Below are 15,948 nucleotides of genomic sequence, written 5' to 3'. Positions count from 1 at the left end.
ATTTTAGAAGATATCGTCTCTGCGAGTGCCCACACAGATTGTCTGATAATTTGTTAAAGAGCAGTGCAACTGTCGCTGCCGTTTCCGGTCTTCTGCGTTGTTGCGAGGAGGCGTATATTACGTTATTCCTCTGAAGAGTCAAGAGTTTTTTCAAACTTTTTTCTTTTCTCTTCGCTGTCCTTCGTGGCTGTTGTCAGCTCATCGTCGGTCAGTGGATGCGCATTATAGGGAGTTCCCGGATTAGCGCAAGTGTTTTTTTAAAATAATTTTCTGTTCGTTCAAAACTCCAACAAGACGTATAAAAACCCCACAACAAAGATTAAATATCACTCAATTTTGGCAAAATACGTCGCAAATTCGCTTACTTTATTCCAATCCGTATATTCAATTTCTTTTGTTGGATCAGTTTCGCCTTTAGTCATCTTCATAATTAACTGGATCATGACTCTATCAATCCATTTATAACGAGGATAATAAAGAGCACCAGCAAATACACCAGTTAAAGTTGGCTTCCAAGGTGTCTTCTCTAGGAACTTGCGTATATAGGAATTAGTCTCTGGTGTATTCTTCTCAGCTTTTCTTGCCGTAAGATTAACGCCAAAGAATGCGGACGGCATATTATTTAACTGTGTAAGATGGCGAGTAATAAATTTATCGAGAGCTTTATTAAAATAACCATAGCGGATAGAAGCACCGACTAAGACTTTACTATAAGAAGACAAATTTAAACTCTGCTGAACAGAGGTTAAATCTCTCACATCACAATCATGACCATGTTGTCTTAATTCATTCGCAATTTGCGTCATTATCTTTTTAGTTTGACCATCAGTACTACAATACAGCAATAGTGCGCTCATACATTACTCCTTGTATTAGGTTAATCACGCCAAAACGTTGGGGTAAATAAAACCAAGAGTGTGAAAACTTCGAGTCGTCCAAATAGCATTGTCACGACAAGTATCCATTTTGCAGCTGGATTCATTGTCGTAAAGTTGTCAGCAACAATACCTAATCCAGGGCCAAGATTATTTAATGTGGTTGCAATAGCAGAAAATGCAGAAAATTCATCAACGCCTGTCGCTATCAACAACATTAAGCTAATAATAAATACCAACGCATAAGCAGAGAAGAATCCCCACACTGCTTCAATAATGCGTTCAGGTAATGCTCGATGACCAAGTTTGATGGTATAAACAGCATTGGGGTGAACAAGACGTTTTAATTCACGATTCCCTTGTAGGAATAAAAGCAAAATACGAATGACTTTTAATCCCCCACCTGTTGAACCCGCACAGCCACCAATAAATGCCGAGCATAATAATAGAAGAGGTAAAAATGCAGGCCATTGCGCAAAGCTATCCGTGGCAAAACCTGCCGTTGTCGCCATAGAGACAACTTGGAAAAAAGCCTGATTTATAGTTATCCATCCTGTGTCATATACAGAATAAAGCCACAGAATACCGCTACAGATAATGACTAATCCCAATTGAATTGAGATAAACATACGAAATTCAGGATCACGCCAATAGATATTTAAGCTTCTTCCCGTTAATACAGCAAAGTGCAAACCAAAGTTACAACCAGAGATCAAAAGGAATACACCAATAATGATGTTAATGGTTGGGCTGTTAAAATAACCGATACTGGCATCGTGAGTAGAAAACCCACCAATTGCAATCGTTGAAAAGCTATGAGAAATAGCATCAAACACATCCATGCCTGCAATCCATAATGCTAGGGCACAAATGATGGTTAATAAGACATAGATAAGCCAAAGTGCTTTCGCTGTTTCTGCAATTCGGGGACGCATTTTATTATCTTTCAATGGCCCCGGCATTTCTGCACGATATAACTGCATTCCCCCAACCCCTAAAAGTGGAAGAATCGCGACAGCTAATACAATGATCCCCATCCCGCCTAACCATTGGAGCATTTGACGATAAAACAAAATAGCTTTAGGTAATGAATCTAGCCCCACAAGCGTTGTGGCTCCAGTCGTAGTCAGTCCAGAGAAAGATTCAAAAAAGGCATCAGTAATAGAAAGGTGAGGTTGTTCAGAAAAAATAAACGGCAATGCCCCTACACTACCCAGTACCGTCCAAAATAAGACAACAATAAGAAAGCCTTCTTTAGGCTTAAGCTCACTTTTTTTATGTCGATTGGGTATCCACAGCATTAACCCAATGATCAATGCAACAATAAATGTTTGGCTAAATGCACGCCCTACTCCATCTCGATATATTAATGCGACAATACCGGGAATGATCATCGTGACAGAAAATAAGATGACAAGCAGTCCGACAATACGGGTTATTGAACGAAAATGCATTTAGCGATTTCCTTGGTAGCAAAGATTATTCATTTTTATCTAACGGGATTAATTGCATACTGCCACGACTTATATCACGAAGTTTAACTTCGACTTCACCGCTATCTACGGCTGGCAATGAAAGTATAAAAGTCACTTTATCAGTATATTCACTTGAAAGTACTTGCCCATGATATTGTTCAACGACTTGTTCAAGTAATGAAACAAGTGAATATTCACACGCTACACTAAAACGCAATTGTGGCACTTTTGTTTTTGTTGGCAAAAGCTTTAATGCTTGTTGAACGCCACTACCATAAGCCCTAACTAATCCACCGGTTCCTAATTTGATCCCACCGAAATACCGAACAACCACCGCGGTAACTTCTCCCATTCCACTCCCTAAAAGAGGTGCAAGAATAGGTTTTCCCGCAGTACCTGTTGGCTCACCATCATCAGAAAAACCTAACTGTTGTGAGTCATCGGGTCTTCCTGCAACAAAAGCCCAACAGTGGTGTCGGGCATCAGGAAATTGCTCTTTGATAGACTGAATATAAGCTTTTGCTGCATCAATACCTTCAGTGTGAGCAATAAATGTAATAAAACGACTCTTCTTTATTTCTTCACTGAATTCTACGGTTTCAGCGGGGATCAAATATGCTTTCATCAGGCTAAGTGTAAGTCTCTGGTCATATTTTCAATTTTGTTATCGTGGATAATAATATTATCTTCAATACGAATACCACCAAATGGTTTGAAATGTTCAATCAGCTTCCAATTGAAATGAGTACTGTATTTCCCTTCTTTCCAAGGCTCTAGCAGAGAGTCGATAAAGTAAAATCCAGGTTCAATTGTTAATACCATGCCCGGTTCAACAATACGAGTGCAACGTAAGAATGGATACATTGCAGGAGCCGCTAAATGGGTACCTTTATCATCTTGCATAAAACCAGCCGCATCATGAACTTGCAGACCTAAAGCGTGCCCTAAACCATGAGGTAAAAATGGTGTAGTTAATCCAGCACTCACCATCTCTTCTTCACTAACACCTTTAACAATGCCGTACTTATTAAGTAATCCAGCAATACGTTGATGCATTTGAACATGGTATTCAGTATAACGCACACCTGCTTTCATCGTTGCAATCAGCGCTTGTTGCGCATCATTCATATCTTTAACTAACGAAGTAAATTCATGGTTTTCTTTTGCGCTATAAGTACGAGTGATATCGGCTGCGTAACCATTATACTCTGCACCCGCATCAATAAGGAAACTACGATATTCATCTGGGGATTCATGATCTAGCTTTGTGTAATGCAAAACAGCGGCGTGTTCATTTAAGGCGACAATATTGCCATAAGGTACATCGGTATCACGATGACCTGTTGCCATTAAATATGCCATATTAATATCAAACTCACTTAATCCAGCTTGGAATGCTTCGCGAGCAGCAATGTGTCCGTTAACAGCCATTTTTTGTGCTTCACGCATACAGGCTAATTCATAACCTGTTTTGTAAGCACGATAGTAATGATAATAATTAAGAAGAGATTGATTGTTGATATTATCAATACTCACACCTAGTGATTCTGCTCGCTGTGTATTTGGGCCAATATAAGCAGTATTTTTATTAATATAAGGTGCTAGCTCTTTTTGAATATCATCAACATTTTTAAGATGAATTAACTCAATTTCATGCGTCCAATAGCTACTTGGTAAAGCTTCAACACTGTGCCAATAGTCAACTGGGGAATAGAACCATAATTTAGGTTTATTAACACCATCCGCTAATAGCCAGCAATGTGGTACATCTGTCACAGGCACCCATGCTTTAAAATGAGCATTCACTTTAAAAGGATAATCACTGTCATCAAGGAAAACTCGAATAGGTTCACCAGAATGAATTAATACAGAATCAAGATGGTGTCTGGATAAAGCATCACGAGTACGATTTTGTAGAGTTTTGATATGTTCTTGGTACAGAGAGAGCAATTTTTCCATTATTAATTACCTTATCTTATTCATTGTTAATGATTCAGCTTAACACGCCAACTCTTTTAGTGGCTAACCCCATAACAAAAATAGATTATTGCCGATTTATCGCTCCTCTTTTTAGCAAACTGAGCAACAACATAGAATTCAATAAGTTGAATAATTTCACTGTGATCACCCTTGCAGTTTTTTAATCAAATATTTGCATTTATTTAACATAGTATTCACACTCTTAATATCTGGTCATACCAGTCTATATATTTAGGGAGAATACAAATGCTCTATCAAAGCGAAAATATTCAAGCCGATTGGGTGAAACAAGGTATTGTTGAACTCATTTTCAACGCCAAAGGTTCTATTAATAAATTAGATACCAAAACGGTTGCCATGCTAAGTGAGGCTTTAACGGTATTAGAAGCAACACCGGACCTAAAAGGCGTTATCTTGCGTTCAGAAAAACCGGCGTTTATTGTCGGTGCTGATATTACTGAGTTTTTATCCCTTTTTGATGCCCCTGAAGAAGAATTATCTCAGTGGCTACATTTCTCTAATCAGATTTTTAGTCGACTTGAAGACTTACCAGTTCCTACCGTTTCCGCGATTAATGGCTATGCACTTGGCGGTGGCTGCGAGTGCGTACTTGCTACTGATTTTCGTATTGCTTCTCCTGATTTGCGTATCGGTTTACCAGAAACGAAACTTGGGATCATGCCTGGCTTTGGTGGTTCTGTACGTCTTCCTCGTTTAATTGGCGTCGATAACGCATTAGAAATTATTACTGCGGGTAAAGATGTTGATGCTCAAACAGCCCTTCAAAATGGATTAATCCAAGCAATTGTTCCTCTAGAAAATTTAAAAGAGAGTGCTATTTCGTTAATCGAACAAGCAATTGAAGACAAAATTGATTGGAAAGCGGCACGTCATCCAAAAACAGCACCATTAAGACTGACAGAGCTTGAACATAAAATGTCTTTTAGTGTCGCTAAAGGTATGGTGATGAAAGTAGCTGGTCCTCATTATCCAGCGCCCATCACCGCAGTAAAAACTATTGAAAAAGCAGCTTTTCTAAATAGAGACGAAGCACTAGCTCTCGAAACTGAAAACTTTGTTAAGCTCACACGCACTGATGTTGCAAAAGCCTTAGTCGGTATTTTCCTTAATGATCAGTACGTGAAAAATATCACGAAAAAACGTCATGCCGAATTACCTAAACAGGCTGCCGTATTAGGTGCGGGGATCATGGGAGGTGGAATATCCTATCAATCTGCCCTAAAAGGCATTCCTGTTGTAATGAAGGATATTAACCAAAAATCCCTTGAGCTGGGTATGAATGAAGCCTTAAGCCTATTGCAAAAACGACAAGAAAAAGGTCGAATGAGTGCCGTAGATATGGCGAAAACTCTCGCCTCTATTCAACCAACACTAAATTATACCTCTGTCAGCGATGCGGATGTTGTTGTCGAAGCAGTTGTTGAAAATCCAAAAGTAAAGGCAACTGTGCTTGCAGAAACAGAAGCACTATTAGCTGATAACGCGATCCTTGCTTCCAATACTTCAACTATTCCTATTTCATTACTCGCAAAATCCTTAAAACGCCCTGAGAATTTCTGTGGGATGCACTTCTTTAACCCAGTTCATCGAATGCCGCTGGTCGAAATCATTAAAGGCGAAAAAACCAGTGAAGAAACCATTAACCGTATAGTCAGCTACGCCAGTAAAATGGGAAAAACACCGATTATTGTTAATGATTGCCCTGGCTTCTTTGTAAACCGAGTCCTATTTCCTTATTTTGCAGGATTCTCTCTATTACTAAGAGATGGTGCTGATTTTATTGCCGTTGATAAAGTGATGGAAAAGGTATTTGGTTGGCCTATGGGACCTGCATACCTACTTGATGTTGTTGGTATTGATACAGCAAATCACGCTCAAGCAGTAATGGCTCAAGGTTTCCCTGACAGAATGGGGACAATTGAGCGAGATGCGATTGCTCTTTTATATGAGCAACAGCGATATGGCCAGAAAAATAATCATGGTTTCTATAATTACTCTGTTGATAAACGAGGTAAAAAACAGAAATCTGTTGATGGTCAAATTCAAACACTTATTCAACAAAATGCAGGCAAAACGCAAGAGTTTAGCCAAGATGCAATTATCGCTCGTATGATGATCCCCATGATCAATGAAGTTATCCGTTGCTTAGATGAAGGTATTATTGCTTCACCAGCAGAAGCTGATATTGCGTTAGTTTATGGTTTAGGCTTCCCTCCTTTCCGCGGTGGTGTATTCCGTTATCTTGATACTATCGGATTAGCGCAATTTGTTGCAGATGCACAGCAATACGCATCATTAGGGCCTCTTTATCAAATCCCTGAAAGCTTAAAACAAAAAGCACAGCGCAATGAAACCTATTATCCAAAACCCGCAAAAGTAGATGTTAACATCAGAGAACTCGCTTAAGGAGATATGAAATGGAAAAGGTTGTCATAATTGATGGTATTCGTACTCCAATGGGACGCTCAAAAGGTGGTGCATTTCGCCATGTCAGAGCGGAAAATCTCTCTGCTCACCTGATGCAAGCACTACTAAAACGTAATCCTAATATTAATCCTAATGATATCGGAGATGTAATTTGGGGTTGCGTACAACAAACTTTAGAGCAAGGTTTTAATATTGCTCGTAATGCGGCGTTATTGGCTGAACTTCCACACAAGGTTCCTGCAGTTACAGTTAACCGGTTATGTGGCTCATCAATGCAAGCATTACATGATGGTGCACGCCAAATTATGTTGGGTGATAGCCAAGTAGCATTAATCGGTGGTGTTGAGCATATGGGTCATGTGCCAATGACTTATAATGCGGATTTTAATCCATCACTTAATCTTTCTGTTGCTAAGGCCTCATTTTCAATGGGATTAACAGCAGAAATGCTAGCAAAATCATTCCAAATTTCACGCGAAGAGCAAGATAAATTTGCTTATCGCTCGCATCATTTAGCGGCGATAGCCACACAGCAAGGTTATTTTGATAATGAGATAGTGGCTATCAATGGTCATGATGCAACGGGTAATTTTATCAATGTAAAAAATGATGAAGTTATTCGTTATAACCCAAGTCTTGAGGAATTAGCGCAACTTAAACCTGTATTTGATCCCGCCACAGGCTCGGTAACAGCAGGTAATTCATCTGCGGTTTCCGATGGTGCATCCGCGATGTTTATCACTAGTGAACGTTACGCCAAAGAGCACAACTTAAAACCTCGCGCCGTTATTCGTGCAATGTCTGTGACAGGATGTGATCCCGCAATTATGGGTTATGGCCCTGTTCCTGCGACAGAAATTGCGTTGAAAAAAGCAGGGTTAACATTGAGCGATATTGATATTTTTGAGCTAAATGAAGCTTTTGCTGCACAGTCATTAGCTTGCATGAAGAAAATGAATTTGCTCGATAGTATCGATGACAAAATTAATTTAAATGGCGGAGCGATAGCCTTAGGACATCCTTTAGGTTGTTCAGGCTCTCGGATAACCACTTCATTATTAAATATTATGGAGCGTAAAGATGCACAATTTGGCTTAGCCACAATGTGTATTGGATTAGGGCAAGGTATTGCAACGATTATAGAACGTGTTTAACGCTGTATTCTGTATATCCACATTCTTATCGTTGAGAAAGTATTCTTTTCGATTGCATGGTTAGAAACCATTTTCCCGCCGTCAGGGGCGGGTTTTTTTATGGTTTTAAAAACGAAAATAATCACAAATAGCGGGGTACTCTCGTTTTATCAGATAAATTCAAAAGCATCGCTAAATAGGCGTGTTTTATCTGCATTACGCTCATTACAAAAACGATCTCTGGCTATTTTTGCCATTTCAAAACGTCCTGCGATGTAAATATCATATTCTGATAAATCACCAAAATCTTCGCTTATTGCCGTTAATACCGTACCTTTTCTGCCTCGCCATGCTTCATCTGGTTGCTCAACCACTGGAACCACAGACAAAGACGGATGTAATTCTGATAATTCTTGTAATTCATTGAGATCATAAAGATGAACGCTTTCTCTTCCGCCCCAATAAATCGTAATAGGTCGCTGTGGATTTTCAGCTAATGCAGCCAATAAAATTGAGTGGGTATAAGAGAATCCTGTACCGCCAGCAATTAATAATAGAGGGCGTTGACTCCCTTTTTTAAACCACGCATTCCCATGAGGGATATCAATGGTAAGCTGCTGTTTTTCTAATATCACATCAAGCACTGCCATCGCATAAAGATTGAGTTCAGACGCACCAATATGAAGTTCAATAAAGTCTTTGTTTTCAGGTATAGATGCAATAGAAAAAGGACGTTTATCACGTTCATCCATAACCGCTAAAAGATATTGCCCAGCCTGAAAATCAAATTCGCCATCGGGTAAAAGCCTTACCCGATAAACCGTATCTGTCATCGGCTCAACAAGTGAGACTTTACAATTCAGTATTGCCATGTTGTTCCTCTGTTATTATTTAAGAATATCGAGCTGTTCCCAAATAGTATCGACTCGTTGCTTAACTTCATCAGACATCACAATAGGTCTACCCCACTCTCTATCTGTTTCACCCGGCCATTTGTTAGTTGCATCAAGACCCATTTTTGATCCTAATCCAGAAACAGGTGAAGCGAAGTCGAGATAATCAATAGGCGTATTTTCCATCATAATGGTATCTCTCGCAGGGTCCATTCTGGTCGTGATTGCCCAAATCACATCTTTCCAATCTCTTGCATTGACATCATCATCGCAAACAATCACAAATTTGGTGTACATAAATTGCCGTAAGTAAGACCAAACTCCCATCATTACGCGTTTAGCATGACCTGCATACTGCTTCTTCATTGTCACAACCGCTAAACGGTAAGAACATCCTTCAGGAGGTAAATAAAAATCTACAATTTCAGGAAACTGTTTTTGTAAAATTGGAACAAGTACTTCATTTAACGCAACACCTAATACTGCGGGTTCATCAGGCGGACGTCCCGTATATGTTGAATGATAAATTGCATCTTTACGGCGCGTTAAATGCGTAATAGTAAACACAGGGAAAGAGTCAATCTCATTATAATATCCTGTATGGTCACCATATGGTCCTTCTGGGGCTAATTCTCCGGGTTCAATGTAACCTTCAAGAATAATTTCAGCACTTGCAGGTACTTCAAGATCATTTGAAAGACATTTTACAACTTCTGATTTATTACCACGCAGTAAACCCGCGAATGCATATTCAGATAAGGTATCAGGTACAGGTGTTACTGCACCTAAAATAGTAGCTGGATCTGCCCCTAATGCTACGGAAACTGGAAACCGTTCGCCGGGATGTTTTTGACACCACTCTTGAAAATCTAAAGCACCACCACGATGCGATAGCCAGCGCATAATCACTTTATTTTTACCCAGCACTTGCTGGCGATAAATACCTAGGTTTTGACGCTCTTTCAATGGACCACGAGTCACCGTTAATCCCCAAGTAATCAAAGGTGCCGCATCTTCAGGCCAACAATGCATAACAGGGATCTTCGTTAAATCAACATCGTCACCGGTTAAAACCACTTCCTGACAAGGGGCTTTACTCAAGCGTTTTGTTGGCATATTTAAAACTTGCTTAAATTTAGGTAACTTATCAAAGAGATCACGAAAACCTTTCGGAGGATCAGGCTCTTTTAGAAATGCTAATAACTTTCCAACTTCGTGTAGGGCTTTAACATCATCTTGCCCCATTCCCATTGCTACACGCTCTGGTGTACCAAATAAGTTACAAAGCACTGGCATATCAAACCCTTTAGGGTTTTCAAACAACAGCGCTGGCCCACCGGCACGTAAAGTTCTGTCCGCTATTTCGGTCATTTCAAGGTAGGGATCTATTTCATAGGTGATACGTTTTAATTCACCTTTTTCTTCTAATAATGAAAGAAAATCTCTTAAATCGCGGTATTTCATCATAATCTTACGAGCCAGTGAGTGAAAGAAAAGAGGGCCAATGCCCTCTTTGAGACGCTATAAGCTAAACGCATAACTCACTAAAATGCAATGCTTTTTATTTAGTAGCGTTCACTATGCTTATAAACAGCGGAATGGAACCCACTCTGAAAGTAATTTAGTATCAAACTGTTCAGGGAATGTTTTTCCATGTTGGAAGATTTTAAAACCTTCATTTTTAGCGCTGTAATAATGTAATTCTTCGCCTTGAATATATAAGTAACTACCTTCACGGATAGCCACAACAATCTCTTCAGGGTTAATTGCACAAAATTCTGCAATACGCTCATCGCGAGTTTCACCCATATGACCACTGATAGAAGCATCAATGTAATGTGGGTTAATTTGAACAGGGAATAAACCTAATGAAGGCATAATAACAGAAGAGCGTACTGGCATATCATTAGTAGTACGAATTGTTGGTGTTGCAACGTTACAACCTGCACTCCAACCAATATAAGGAATATTGCGCTCACGTACTGCACGTTGAATAGGAACAACCAATCCTTTTTCATGCAGCATTTGGTTTAATAACCAAGTATTACCACCACTGACTAAAATACATTCTGCATTATTGATTGCATCAACTTCTGAATCAAAATGTTCAATACAAGTAACTTCAATACCTAACACTTCTGATAAATCACGAGCACGTTGATCATGATCGGAACGAATAACGGCATAAGCAATTAATACAGCAGAACGAATACCGCGTTTTTTAATCATGCTATCGATATTATCTTTTGCATAACTTAACCAACGTGGGTCCCCGGCAATTTTTCCGTTACTTAATAAAAAAACTTCCATTACAGAACCTCTTTATAATTATGAACAAAATTCTAAGATAATTATCTTGAAAGCTTTTTCTTGTTTTTACCATCACTTTTTTGTCAACTTGTTACCTCTATCCGAGATCCAACTGAAAGTCATAAAAACAAGCCTTTTTATTGCGTATAAACACGGCTTTTTTGTTCTTTTTTCAGTATAAAACCACGTTACTCTATTTTTTATTTAATCCCTGATAGATACTGTTACCTTAATTATAAATTTGCTATCATCGCTTAAATTAAATTTAACTAACCTATTGTCTCTATTATGAAAAATTGGCACTTGCTGTATTGTAAACGAGGGCAAATTCCTCGTGCTATCGAACACTTAGAACGTCAGCAAGTGGGCTGTTTTACACCTATGGTAACCATAGAAAAAGTATTAAGAGGAAAGCGCACTACCGTAACAGAACCGCTTTTCCCTAATTACCTTTTCATTGAGTTTGATCCTGAAGTGATCCATACCACGACCATTAACTCAACCCGTGGCGTAAATTCGTTTGTTCGCTTTGGGCAATATCCTGTCACCGTTCCTCAAGATGTAATTGACACACTGCAAATACCGCAGCTTTCTTCGCTAACTTATAGTGAAGAAAATGTGCCTCATAGTGGCGACAGTGTGTTAATTACAGAGGGTATTTTTCAAGGGATCAAAGCTATATATCAAGAGCCTGATGGAGAGACCCGTTCAATTTTGCTTTTGAATATATTAAATAGTGAAGTGAAAAAATCAGTAGGAAATAAAGAGTTTAAAAAAGAGTCACTCTAGAAAAAGTTAACCCAGCAATTGCTGGGCTAACATCATATTATTTTAGAAAATCGTTTCTAAAATTATTTTTGCTGTTCTGCTTCAGCTTCCGCCGCTGCTTCCTCAGGTTCTTCTTCAGATGCTCTTCTTCCCTTGCCTACATAAAAGCGCGATACCATGACACCGATTTCAAACAGTAAGTACATAGGTATTGCTAGTAAGGTTTGAGAGAAAACATCTGGTGGGGTTAATACCATACCAACGACAAAGGCACCCACAAGAATATAAGGACGTTTTTTCTTTAAGGCATCAGGTGTTGTTACACCACTCCAGCACAGTAAAATAATCGCAATAGGTACTTCAAAAGCTGCACCAAACGCCATAAATAGCGTCATTACAAAACTTAGATATTTACTGATATCTGGAATAAAGTTAACCCCTTCAGGGGTTGTATTAACAAAGAAGCCAAACGCGAGAGGGAACACAACAAAATAAGCAAACGCCATACCGAGATAGAATAATACTGTACTTGAAACAAGTAATGGCAGCATTAAGCGGCGTTCGTGTTTATACAATGCTGGTGCGATAAAAGCCCATACCTGATAAAGAATAACAGGCACAGAAGCAAAAACGGATACCATGATTGTCAATTTAATCGGTGTCAAAAATGTAGAGGCAACATCCGTCGCACTCATATTTGACCCTTTTGGCAACTTTTCGAGTAATGGAGCCGAGACTAATTGATAGATATCGTTAGAAAAATAAACCAGCGCTAAAAAAACCACCAGAACTGACACTAAGCTATACATCAAACGCTTGCGTAGTTCTATTAAATGGCTGATCAGCGGTTGGGTATCATTTACTGCCATGTTTTAATGCTCACCATTGACCTGATCAGTTGTTTTTTTCTCTATTGTTACTGGTTGAGTAACAGGAACTTCTGTTTTTGTAACACTTTCTGCCACAGGTTTATGGCGATTAGCATCATCATTAACTTCATCAGCTTCAGCAAGTGCGGCTAAATCAGAAGGTGAAGGTTCCGTAGAGTCGGTTTTTACAGACTGCTCTTTAGTGGAGTCTGGCGTTGTAGGTGCTTGATAAGTTTGTTTTAAAGACTGTGCAGCCTCTTTTAACTCATCCATAGACGCTTTCAGCTCTGGCGATAGCGTTTGCAAATTTGCTTTCTCTTCAACTTTTTTCAAGCTCTCTTGGAGTTCTTGAAGTTTTAGTTCTTGAGTCAGTTCATTTTGCACATTCGCAGCCAAAGAGCGTAACGCCCTTACCCAGCCAGCAATTGTTTTTACTGCTACGGGCAAACGTTCTGGCCCCAGAAAAACAAGACCAATCACCATGACCAATAGCAGCTGACTAAAACCAATGTCAAACACGGTTTACACCTGCTCTTTGTTTTTGCTCTCAGTTGTAGACTTCTCTTCTGTTGAAGTCTTCTGCGCTAAATTTTTAGTATCAAAATCTGCGTCGTTATTTGTTTTTTCAGCGTTGTTGGTGTCTTTATCTGCAGCTTCGTCACCAATCGCTTTTTTAAAGCCTTTTACTGATGCACCTAAATCTGAGCCCAATGTGCGCAGTTTATTTGTACCAAATAATAAGACAACGATGACAGCGATGATGAGTAATTGCCAAATGCTAATACCGCCCATTTTATGTTCCTCAACTATTTTCGGGGTTATACTTAATAACAGTGCCCATTATATACAACGAATTCAATTTTCGGGAATCTCGAATTCATCTTTTAACTTGCTCAAAGACAAACTTTGATGTGTTTTTATTGTGCATTACCAGATCTAAACCAACCCAAAATCCATGCAAGAAGGCCTAAACTGATAAAAACACTGAATAATGTTTTAAAACCAGAAACAAAAAACAGGCTACCGCATAAAAACAGTGTTGTACCTATACCCAATAAAAATAGAGACTGTCTCTGTTTGACTCTTTGCGAACTTATTTGTTCCGTCAATTTGTCTAGCGTTAACTTCATATTTTTATGTTGCTTCAGACTATCATAAACCAACTCTGGTATCTCTGGCATTTTTTCAATCCAGTAAGGCGCTTTGCTTTTTATACCATTCACTAGTGCCGTGATACCAATCTGACTATGTAACCAATCTTCTAAGAAAGGTTTTGCCGTTTTCCATAAATCCAATTGTGGATATAGCTGGCGACCAAGCCCTTCAACATAAAGCAATGTTTTTTGAAGTAAAACTAACTGCGGTTGTACTTCCATATTGAAGCGGCGTGCTGTATTGAAAAGATTAAGTAACACATGTCCAAATGAGATCTCGGAAAGTGGCTTTTCAAAAATCGGTTCACACACAGTACGGATCGCAAATTCAAAATCTTCTACATTGGTATCCGCTGGCACCCAGCCTGAATCAACATGTAATTCTGCAACTTTTCGGTAATCACGGTTAAAGAAGGCTAAGAAGTTTTCAGCTAAATAGCGTTTATCTTCTTTATTTAATGACCCAACGATCCCGCAATCAATACCGATATAATATGGGTTTTCAGGGTGATCATAGCTAATAAACACATTACCAGGATGCATATCAGCATGGAAAAAACTGTCTCTAAACACCTGAGTGAAAAAGACTTTTACGCCACGCTCTGCAAGAAGCTTCATATTCGTCTTTTGTGCATTCAACGCTTCAATATCAGAAACGGGAATACCATAAATACGCTCCATTACCATCACGTTTTCATGACAATAATCTGAATACACTTCAGGAATATACAACATAGAGCTATTTTCAAAATTACGACGTAACTGAATAGCATTAGCCGCTTCACGCAGTAAATTTAGCTCATCGAGTAATGTTTTTTCGTATTCGCGGATCACCTCTTTTGGTCGTAAACGACGACCATCAGGTAAAAACGGTAATAAATTTGCCAAGCGATACATCAAACGGATATCCGCTTTGATAACAGGCTGAATATCAGGACGAATAACCTTTAGTACCACTTCTTTGCCGTTTTCTTTTAATTTTGCAGTGTGAACCTGTGCAATAGAAGCGGAAGCTAGTGGGGTTTCATCAAAATCATCAAACCATTGGTCAATAGGGCCACCAAATGAGTTTTCGATATATTGTCGTGCTTTCTTACCATCAAAAGGAGCGACTTTGTCTTGTAATAAAGCAAGCTGGTCAGCGATTTGAGGAGGGAAAAGATCACGTCGAGTTGATAACATTTGGCCTAATTTAATCCAAACAGGGCCTAATGTTTGCAATGCGAGTCGTAAGCGTTCACCTAATGGTTTTTCTGGATGTTTATTTTTAATCCAAAATAGTGCTCGGCATCCTAATCTTGCAGGTAAAGTAATTCGGTGTTTAGGAATTAACTCATCAAGCCCATAAGATAAAAATACCTGAATAATATGATAGAGGCGCTTTAACTCACTAAGGAGCATTATTTTTTCTCCAATGTGCCTAACCGTTTTTCCAGCTCGGCAGTTTGCTGTGCAAGTTCTTCTATTTCATCATAAAAATGGACTGTTTCTAATGCACTAGGTGCGGTTTTCCACTCTTCAATTAATGCGTCACGTAAATAATCTTTTTGGTGACTTAAGAGTGAAGAAAATAACTGAACACCCTTTCCTGCAACAACAGTCAGGCTTTGTGCTGCAATATCACCGATATAAGGTGCTAAATATTGCGCGGGCTCCCACTGCGCCATATCTAATAATGCAGACCAATTTTGAACAACCTGCATATCACCATCGATAGTGATATCGCCACGGTTGATTAGTTCTGACATTTTTTGACGGTCACGAAGCTTAATTAGAGTTAATAATTTTGTTTTTATCAAACAATCAGTTTCATCATCCCACTGACTTAATACATCAACTTGTTGTTCACTAAAGACTAAGTAGATGGAACGAGGAAACTCATTGATAGAAAGCGCCAACACTTTGCCCGCAAGGCGATTGCGGGCAGGTTTAAGCACATTTTCCTGATATAAAACGTGATTAAGTGCTGTCTCCATTGATGCTGTTAGCAGCGGATACAGTACTTGAGAAGCAATATCATGAGAAAAAGTGGCTTTTTCCATC

15 protein-coding genes are annotated in these 15,948 nt (G+C 39.1%); 3 read left to right on the top strand and 12 right to left on the bottom strand.

Features of this window, described 5'->3' with window-relative positions; translation table 11 throughout:
• Nucleotides 1–326: 326 nt before the first annotated feature.
• From hemG to pepQ, 4 genes are read right to left on the bottom strand one after another with little or no spacing between them, the layout of a single operon-like run.
• Nucleotides 327–857 (bottom strand): menaquinone-dependent protoporphyrinogen IX dehydrogenase, encoded by a 531-nt coding sequence (hemG, locus tag AB4J89_RS17620; RefSeq protein WP_088493893.1) that lies wholly within the window; start codon nucleotides 855–857, stop codon nucleotides 327–329.
• A 20-nt stretch (nucleotides 858–877) separates the two neighbouring features.
• Nucleotides 878–2,329 carry a Trk system potassium transporter TrkH gene (trkH, locus tag AB4J89_RS17615; protein WP_368470127.1) on the bottom strand — a complete coding sequence of 484 codons (1,452 nt, stop codon included), beginning with the start codon at nucleotides 2,327–2,329 and terminating at the stop codon, nucleotides 878–880.
• Nucleotides 2,330–2,354: 25 nt separating this feature from the next.
• On the bottom strand, nucleotides 2,355–2,975 hold the full coding sequence (locus AB4J89_RS17610) for an IMPACT family protein (RefSeq protein ID WP_194951719.1): 621 nt from the start codon (nucleotides 2,973–2,975) through the stop codon (nucleotides 2,355–2,357).
• Nucleotides 2,975–4,309 carry a Xaa-Pro dipeptidase gene (gene pepQ, locus AB4J89_RS17605; protein WP_088493895.1) on the bottom strand — a complete coding sequence of 445 codons (1,335 nt, stop codon included), beginning with the start codon at nucleotides 4,307–4,309 and terminating at the stop codon, nucleotides 2,975–2,977. Before pepQ ends, AB4J89_RS17610 begins: the two co-directional genes overlap by 1 nt.
• 267 nt (nucleotides 4,310–4,576) lie before the next feature.
• Here pepQ and fadB point away from each other — a divergent pair, with 267 nt between their 5' ends.
• The gene (gene fadB / locus AB4J89_RS17600) at nucleotides 4,577–6,757 is read left to right on the top strand and encodes a fatty acid oxidation complex subunit alpha FadB (RefSeq protein ID WP_368470124.1); all 2,181 of its coding nucleotides are present in this window, start codon (nucleotides 4,577–4,579) and stop codon (nucleotides 6,755–6,757) included.
• Between the two features lie 11 nt (nucleotides 6,758–6,768).
• The gene (fadA, locus tag AB4J89_RS17595) at nucleotides 6,769–7,932 is read left to right on the top strand and encodes an acetyl-CoA C-acyltransferase FadA (RefSeq protein WP_088493897.1); all 1,164 of its coding nucleotides are present in this window, start codon (nucleotides 6,769–6,771) and stop codon (nucleotides 7,930–7,932) included.
• A 149-nt stretch (nucleotides 7,933–8,081) separates the two neighbouring features.
• On the opposite strand, the gene fre is transcribed toward fadA, so the two are convergent.
• The 3 genes from fre to pepE all read right to left on the bottom strand — a co-directional run bounded on the left by fre (nucleotide 8,082) and on the right by pepE (nucleotide 11,114).
• Nucleotides 8,082–8,783 carry an NAD(P)H-flavin reductase gene (fre, locus tag AB4J89_RS17590; RefSeq protein WP_088493898.1) on the bottom strand — a complete coding sequence of 234 codons (702 nt, stop codon included), beginning with the start codon at nucleotides 8,781–8,783 and terminating at the stop codon, nucleotides 8,082–8,084.
• A gap of 15 nt (nucleotides 8,784–8,798) precedes the next feature.
• Nucleotides 8,799–10,268: a 4-hydroxy-3-polyprenylbenzoate decarboxylase gene (ubiD, locus tag AB4J89_RS17585; protein ID WP_088493899.1), complete on the bottom strand. Its 1,470-nt coding sequence runs from the start codon at nucleotides 10,266–10,268 to the stop codon at nucleotides 8,799–8,801.
• Between the two features lie 120 nt (nucleotides 10,269–10,388).
• Complete coding sequence (gene pepE, locus AB4J89_RS17580) at nucleotides 10,389–11,114, bottom strand: dipeptidase PepE (RefSeq protein ID WP_023583493.1); 726 nt, start codon at nucleotides 11,112–11,114, stop codon at nucleotides 10,389–10,391.
• 288 nt (nucleotides 11,115–11,402) lie between these two features.
• Between pepE and rfaH the strand changes: the two genes are divergently transcribed.
• Nucleotides 11,403–11,903: a transcription/translation regulatory transformer protein RfaH gene (gene rfaH, locus AB4J89_RS17575; RefSeq protein ID WP_088493900.1), complete on the top strand. Its 501-nt coding sequence runs from the start codon at nucleotides 11,403–11,405 to the stop codon at nucleotides 11,901–11,903.
• A 62-nt stretch (nucleotides 11,904–11,965) separates the two neighbouring features.
• Here rfaH and tatC read toward each other — a convergent pair whose 3' ends face one another.
• The 5 genes from tatC to AB4J89_RS17550 all read right to left on the bottom strand — a co-directional run bounded on the left by tatC (nucleotide 11,966) and on the right by AB4J89_RS17550 (nucleotide 15,947).
• Nucleotides 11,966–12,751 (bottom strand): Sec-independent protein translocase subunit TatC, encoded by a 786-nt coding sequence (gene tatC / locus AB4J89_RS17570; protein WP_088493901.1) that lies wholly within the window; start codon nucleotides 12,749–12,751, stop codon nucleotides 11,966–11,968.
• A gap of 3 nt (nucleotides 12,752–12,754) precedes the next feature.
• Nucleotides 12,755–13,270: a Sec-independent protein translocase protein TatB gene (gene tatB, locus AB4J89_RS17565; protein ID WP_088493902.1), complete on the bottom strand. Its 516-nt coding sequence runs from the start codon at nucleotides 13,268–13,270 to the stop codon at nucleotides 12,755–12,757.
• Nucleotides 13,271–13,273: 3 nt separating this feature from the next.
• Complete coding sequence (gene tatA / locus AB4J89_RS17560) at nucleotides 13,274–13,543, bottom strand: twin-arginine translocase TatA/TatE family subunit (protein ID WP_006535549.1); 270 nt, start codon at nucleotides 13,541–13,543, stop codon at nucleotides 13,274–13,276.
• A 125-nt stretch (nucleotides 13,544–13,668) separates the two neighbouring features.
• Nucleotides 13,669–15,306 carry a ubiquinone biosynthesis regulatory protein kinase UbiB gene (gene ubiB / locus AB4J89_RS17555; protein ID WP_023583497.1) on the bottom strand — a complete coding sequence of 546 codons (1,638 nt, stop codon included), beginning with the start codon at nucleotides 15,304–15,306 and terminating at the stop codon, nucleotides 13,669–13,671.
• Nucleotides 15,306–15,947 (bottom strand): SCP2 domain-containing protein, encoded by a 642-nt coding sequence (locus AB4J89_RS17550; protein WP_088493903.1) that lies wholly within the window; start codon nucleotides 15,945–15,947, stop codon nucleotides 15,306–15,308. The genes ubiB and AB4J89_RS17550 overlap by 1 nt, the downstream gene beginning before the upstream one ends.
• Nucleotide 15,948: the final 1 nt, after the last annotated feature.

It is taken from the genome of Proteus sp. STS61-E (assembly GCF_040932335.1).
Taxonomy (GTDB): domain Bacteria; phylum Pseudomonadota; class Gammaproteobacteria; order Enterobacterales; family Enterobacteriaceae; genus Proteus; species Proteus mirabilis_B.
This window is presented reverse-complemented; position numbering and strand designations above follow the sequence as displayed.

Coding starts and splice junctions, on each gene's coding strand:
- hemG (WP_088493893.1), bottom strand. CDS start 857: ATGAGCGCACTATTGCTGTATTGTAGTACTGATGGTCAAACTAAAAAG.
- trkH (WP_368470127.1), bottom strand. CDS start 2,329: ATGCATTTTCGTTCAATAACCCGTATTGTCGGACTGCTTGTCATCTTA.
- AB4J89_RS17610 (WP_194951719.1), bottom strand. CDS start 2,975: ATGAAAGCATATTTGATCCCCGCTGAAACCGTAGAATTCAGTGAAGAA.
- pepQ (WP_088493895.1), bottom strand. CDS start 4,309: ATGGAAAAATTGCTCTCTCTGTACCAAGAACATATCAAAACTCTACAA.
- fadB (WP_368470124.1), top strand. CDS start 4,577: ATGCTCTATCAAAGCGAAAATATTCAAGCCGATTGGGTGAAACAAGGT.
- fadA (WP_088493897.1), top strand. CDS start 6,769: ATGGAAAAGGTTGTCATAATTGATGGTATTCGTACTCCAATGGGACGC.
- fre (WP_088493898.1), bottom strand. CDS start 8,783: ATGGCAATACTGAATTGTAAAGTCTCACTTGTTGAGCCGATGACAGAT.
- ubiD (WP_088493899.1), bottom strand. CDS start 10,268: ATGAAATACCGCGATTTAAGAGATTTTCTTTCATTATTAGAAGAAAAA.
- pepE (WP_023583493.1), bottom strand. CDS start 11,114: ATGGAAGTTTTTTTATTAAGTAACGGAAAAATTGCCGGGGACCCACGT.
- rfaH (WP_088493900.1), top strand. CDS start 11,403: ATGAAAAATTGGCACTTGCTGTATTGTAAACGAGGGCAAATTCCTCGT.
- tatC (WP_088493901.1), bottom strand. CDS start 12,751: ATGGCAGTAAATGATACCCAACCGCTGATCAGCCATTTAATAGAACTA.
- tatA (WP_006535549.1), bottom strand. CDS start 13,543: ATGGGCGGTATTAGCATTTGGCAATTACTCATCATCGCTGTCATCGTT.
- ubiB (WP_023583497.1), bottom strand. CDS start 15,306: ATGCTCCTTAGTGAGTTAAAGCGCCTCTATCATATTATTCAGGTATTT.
- AB4J89_RS17550 (WP_088493903.1), bottom strand. CDS start 15,947: ATGGAAAAAGCCACTTTTTCTCATGATATTGCTTCTCAAGTACTGTAT.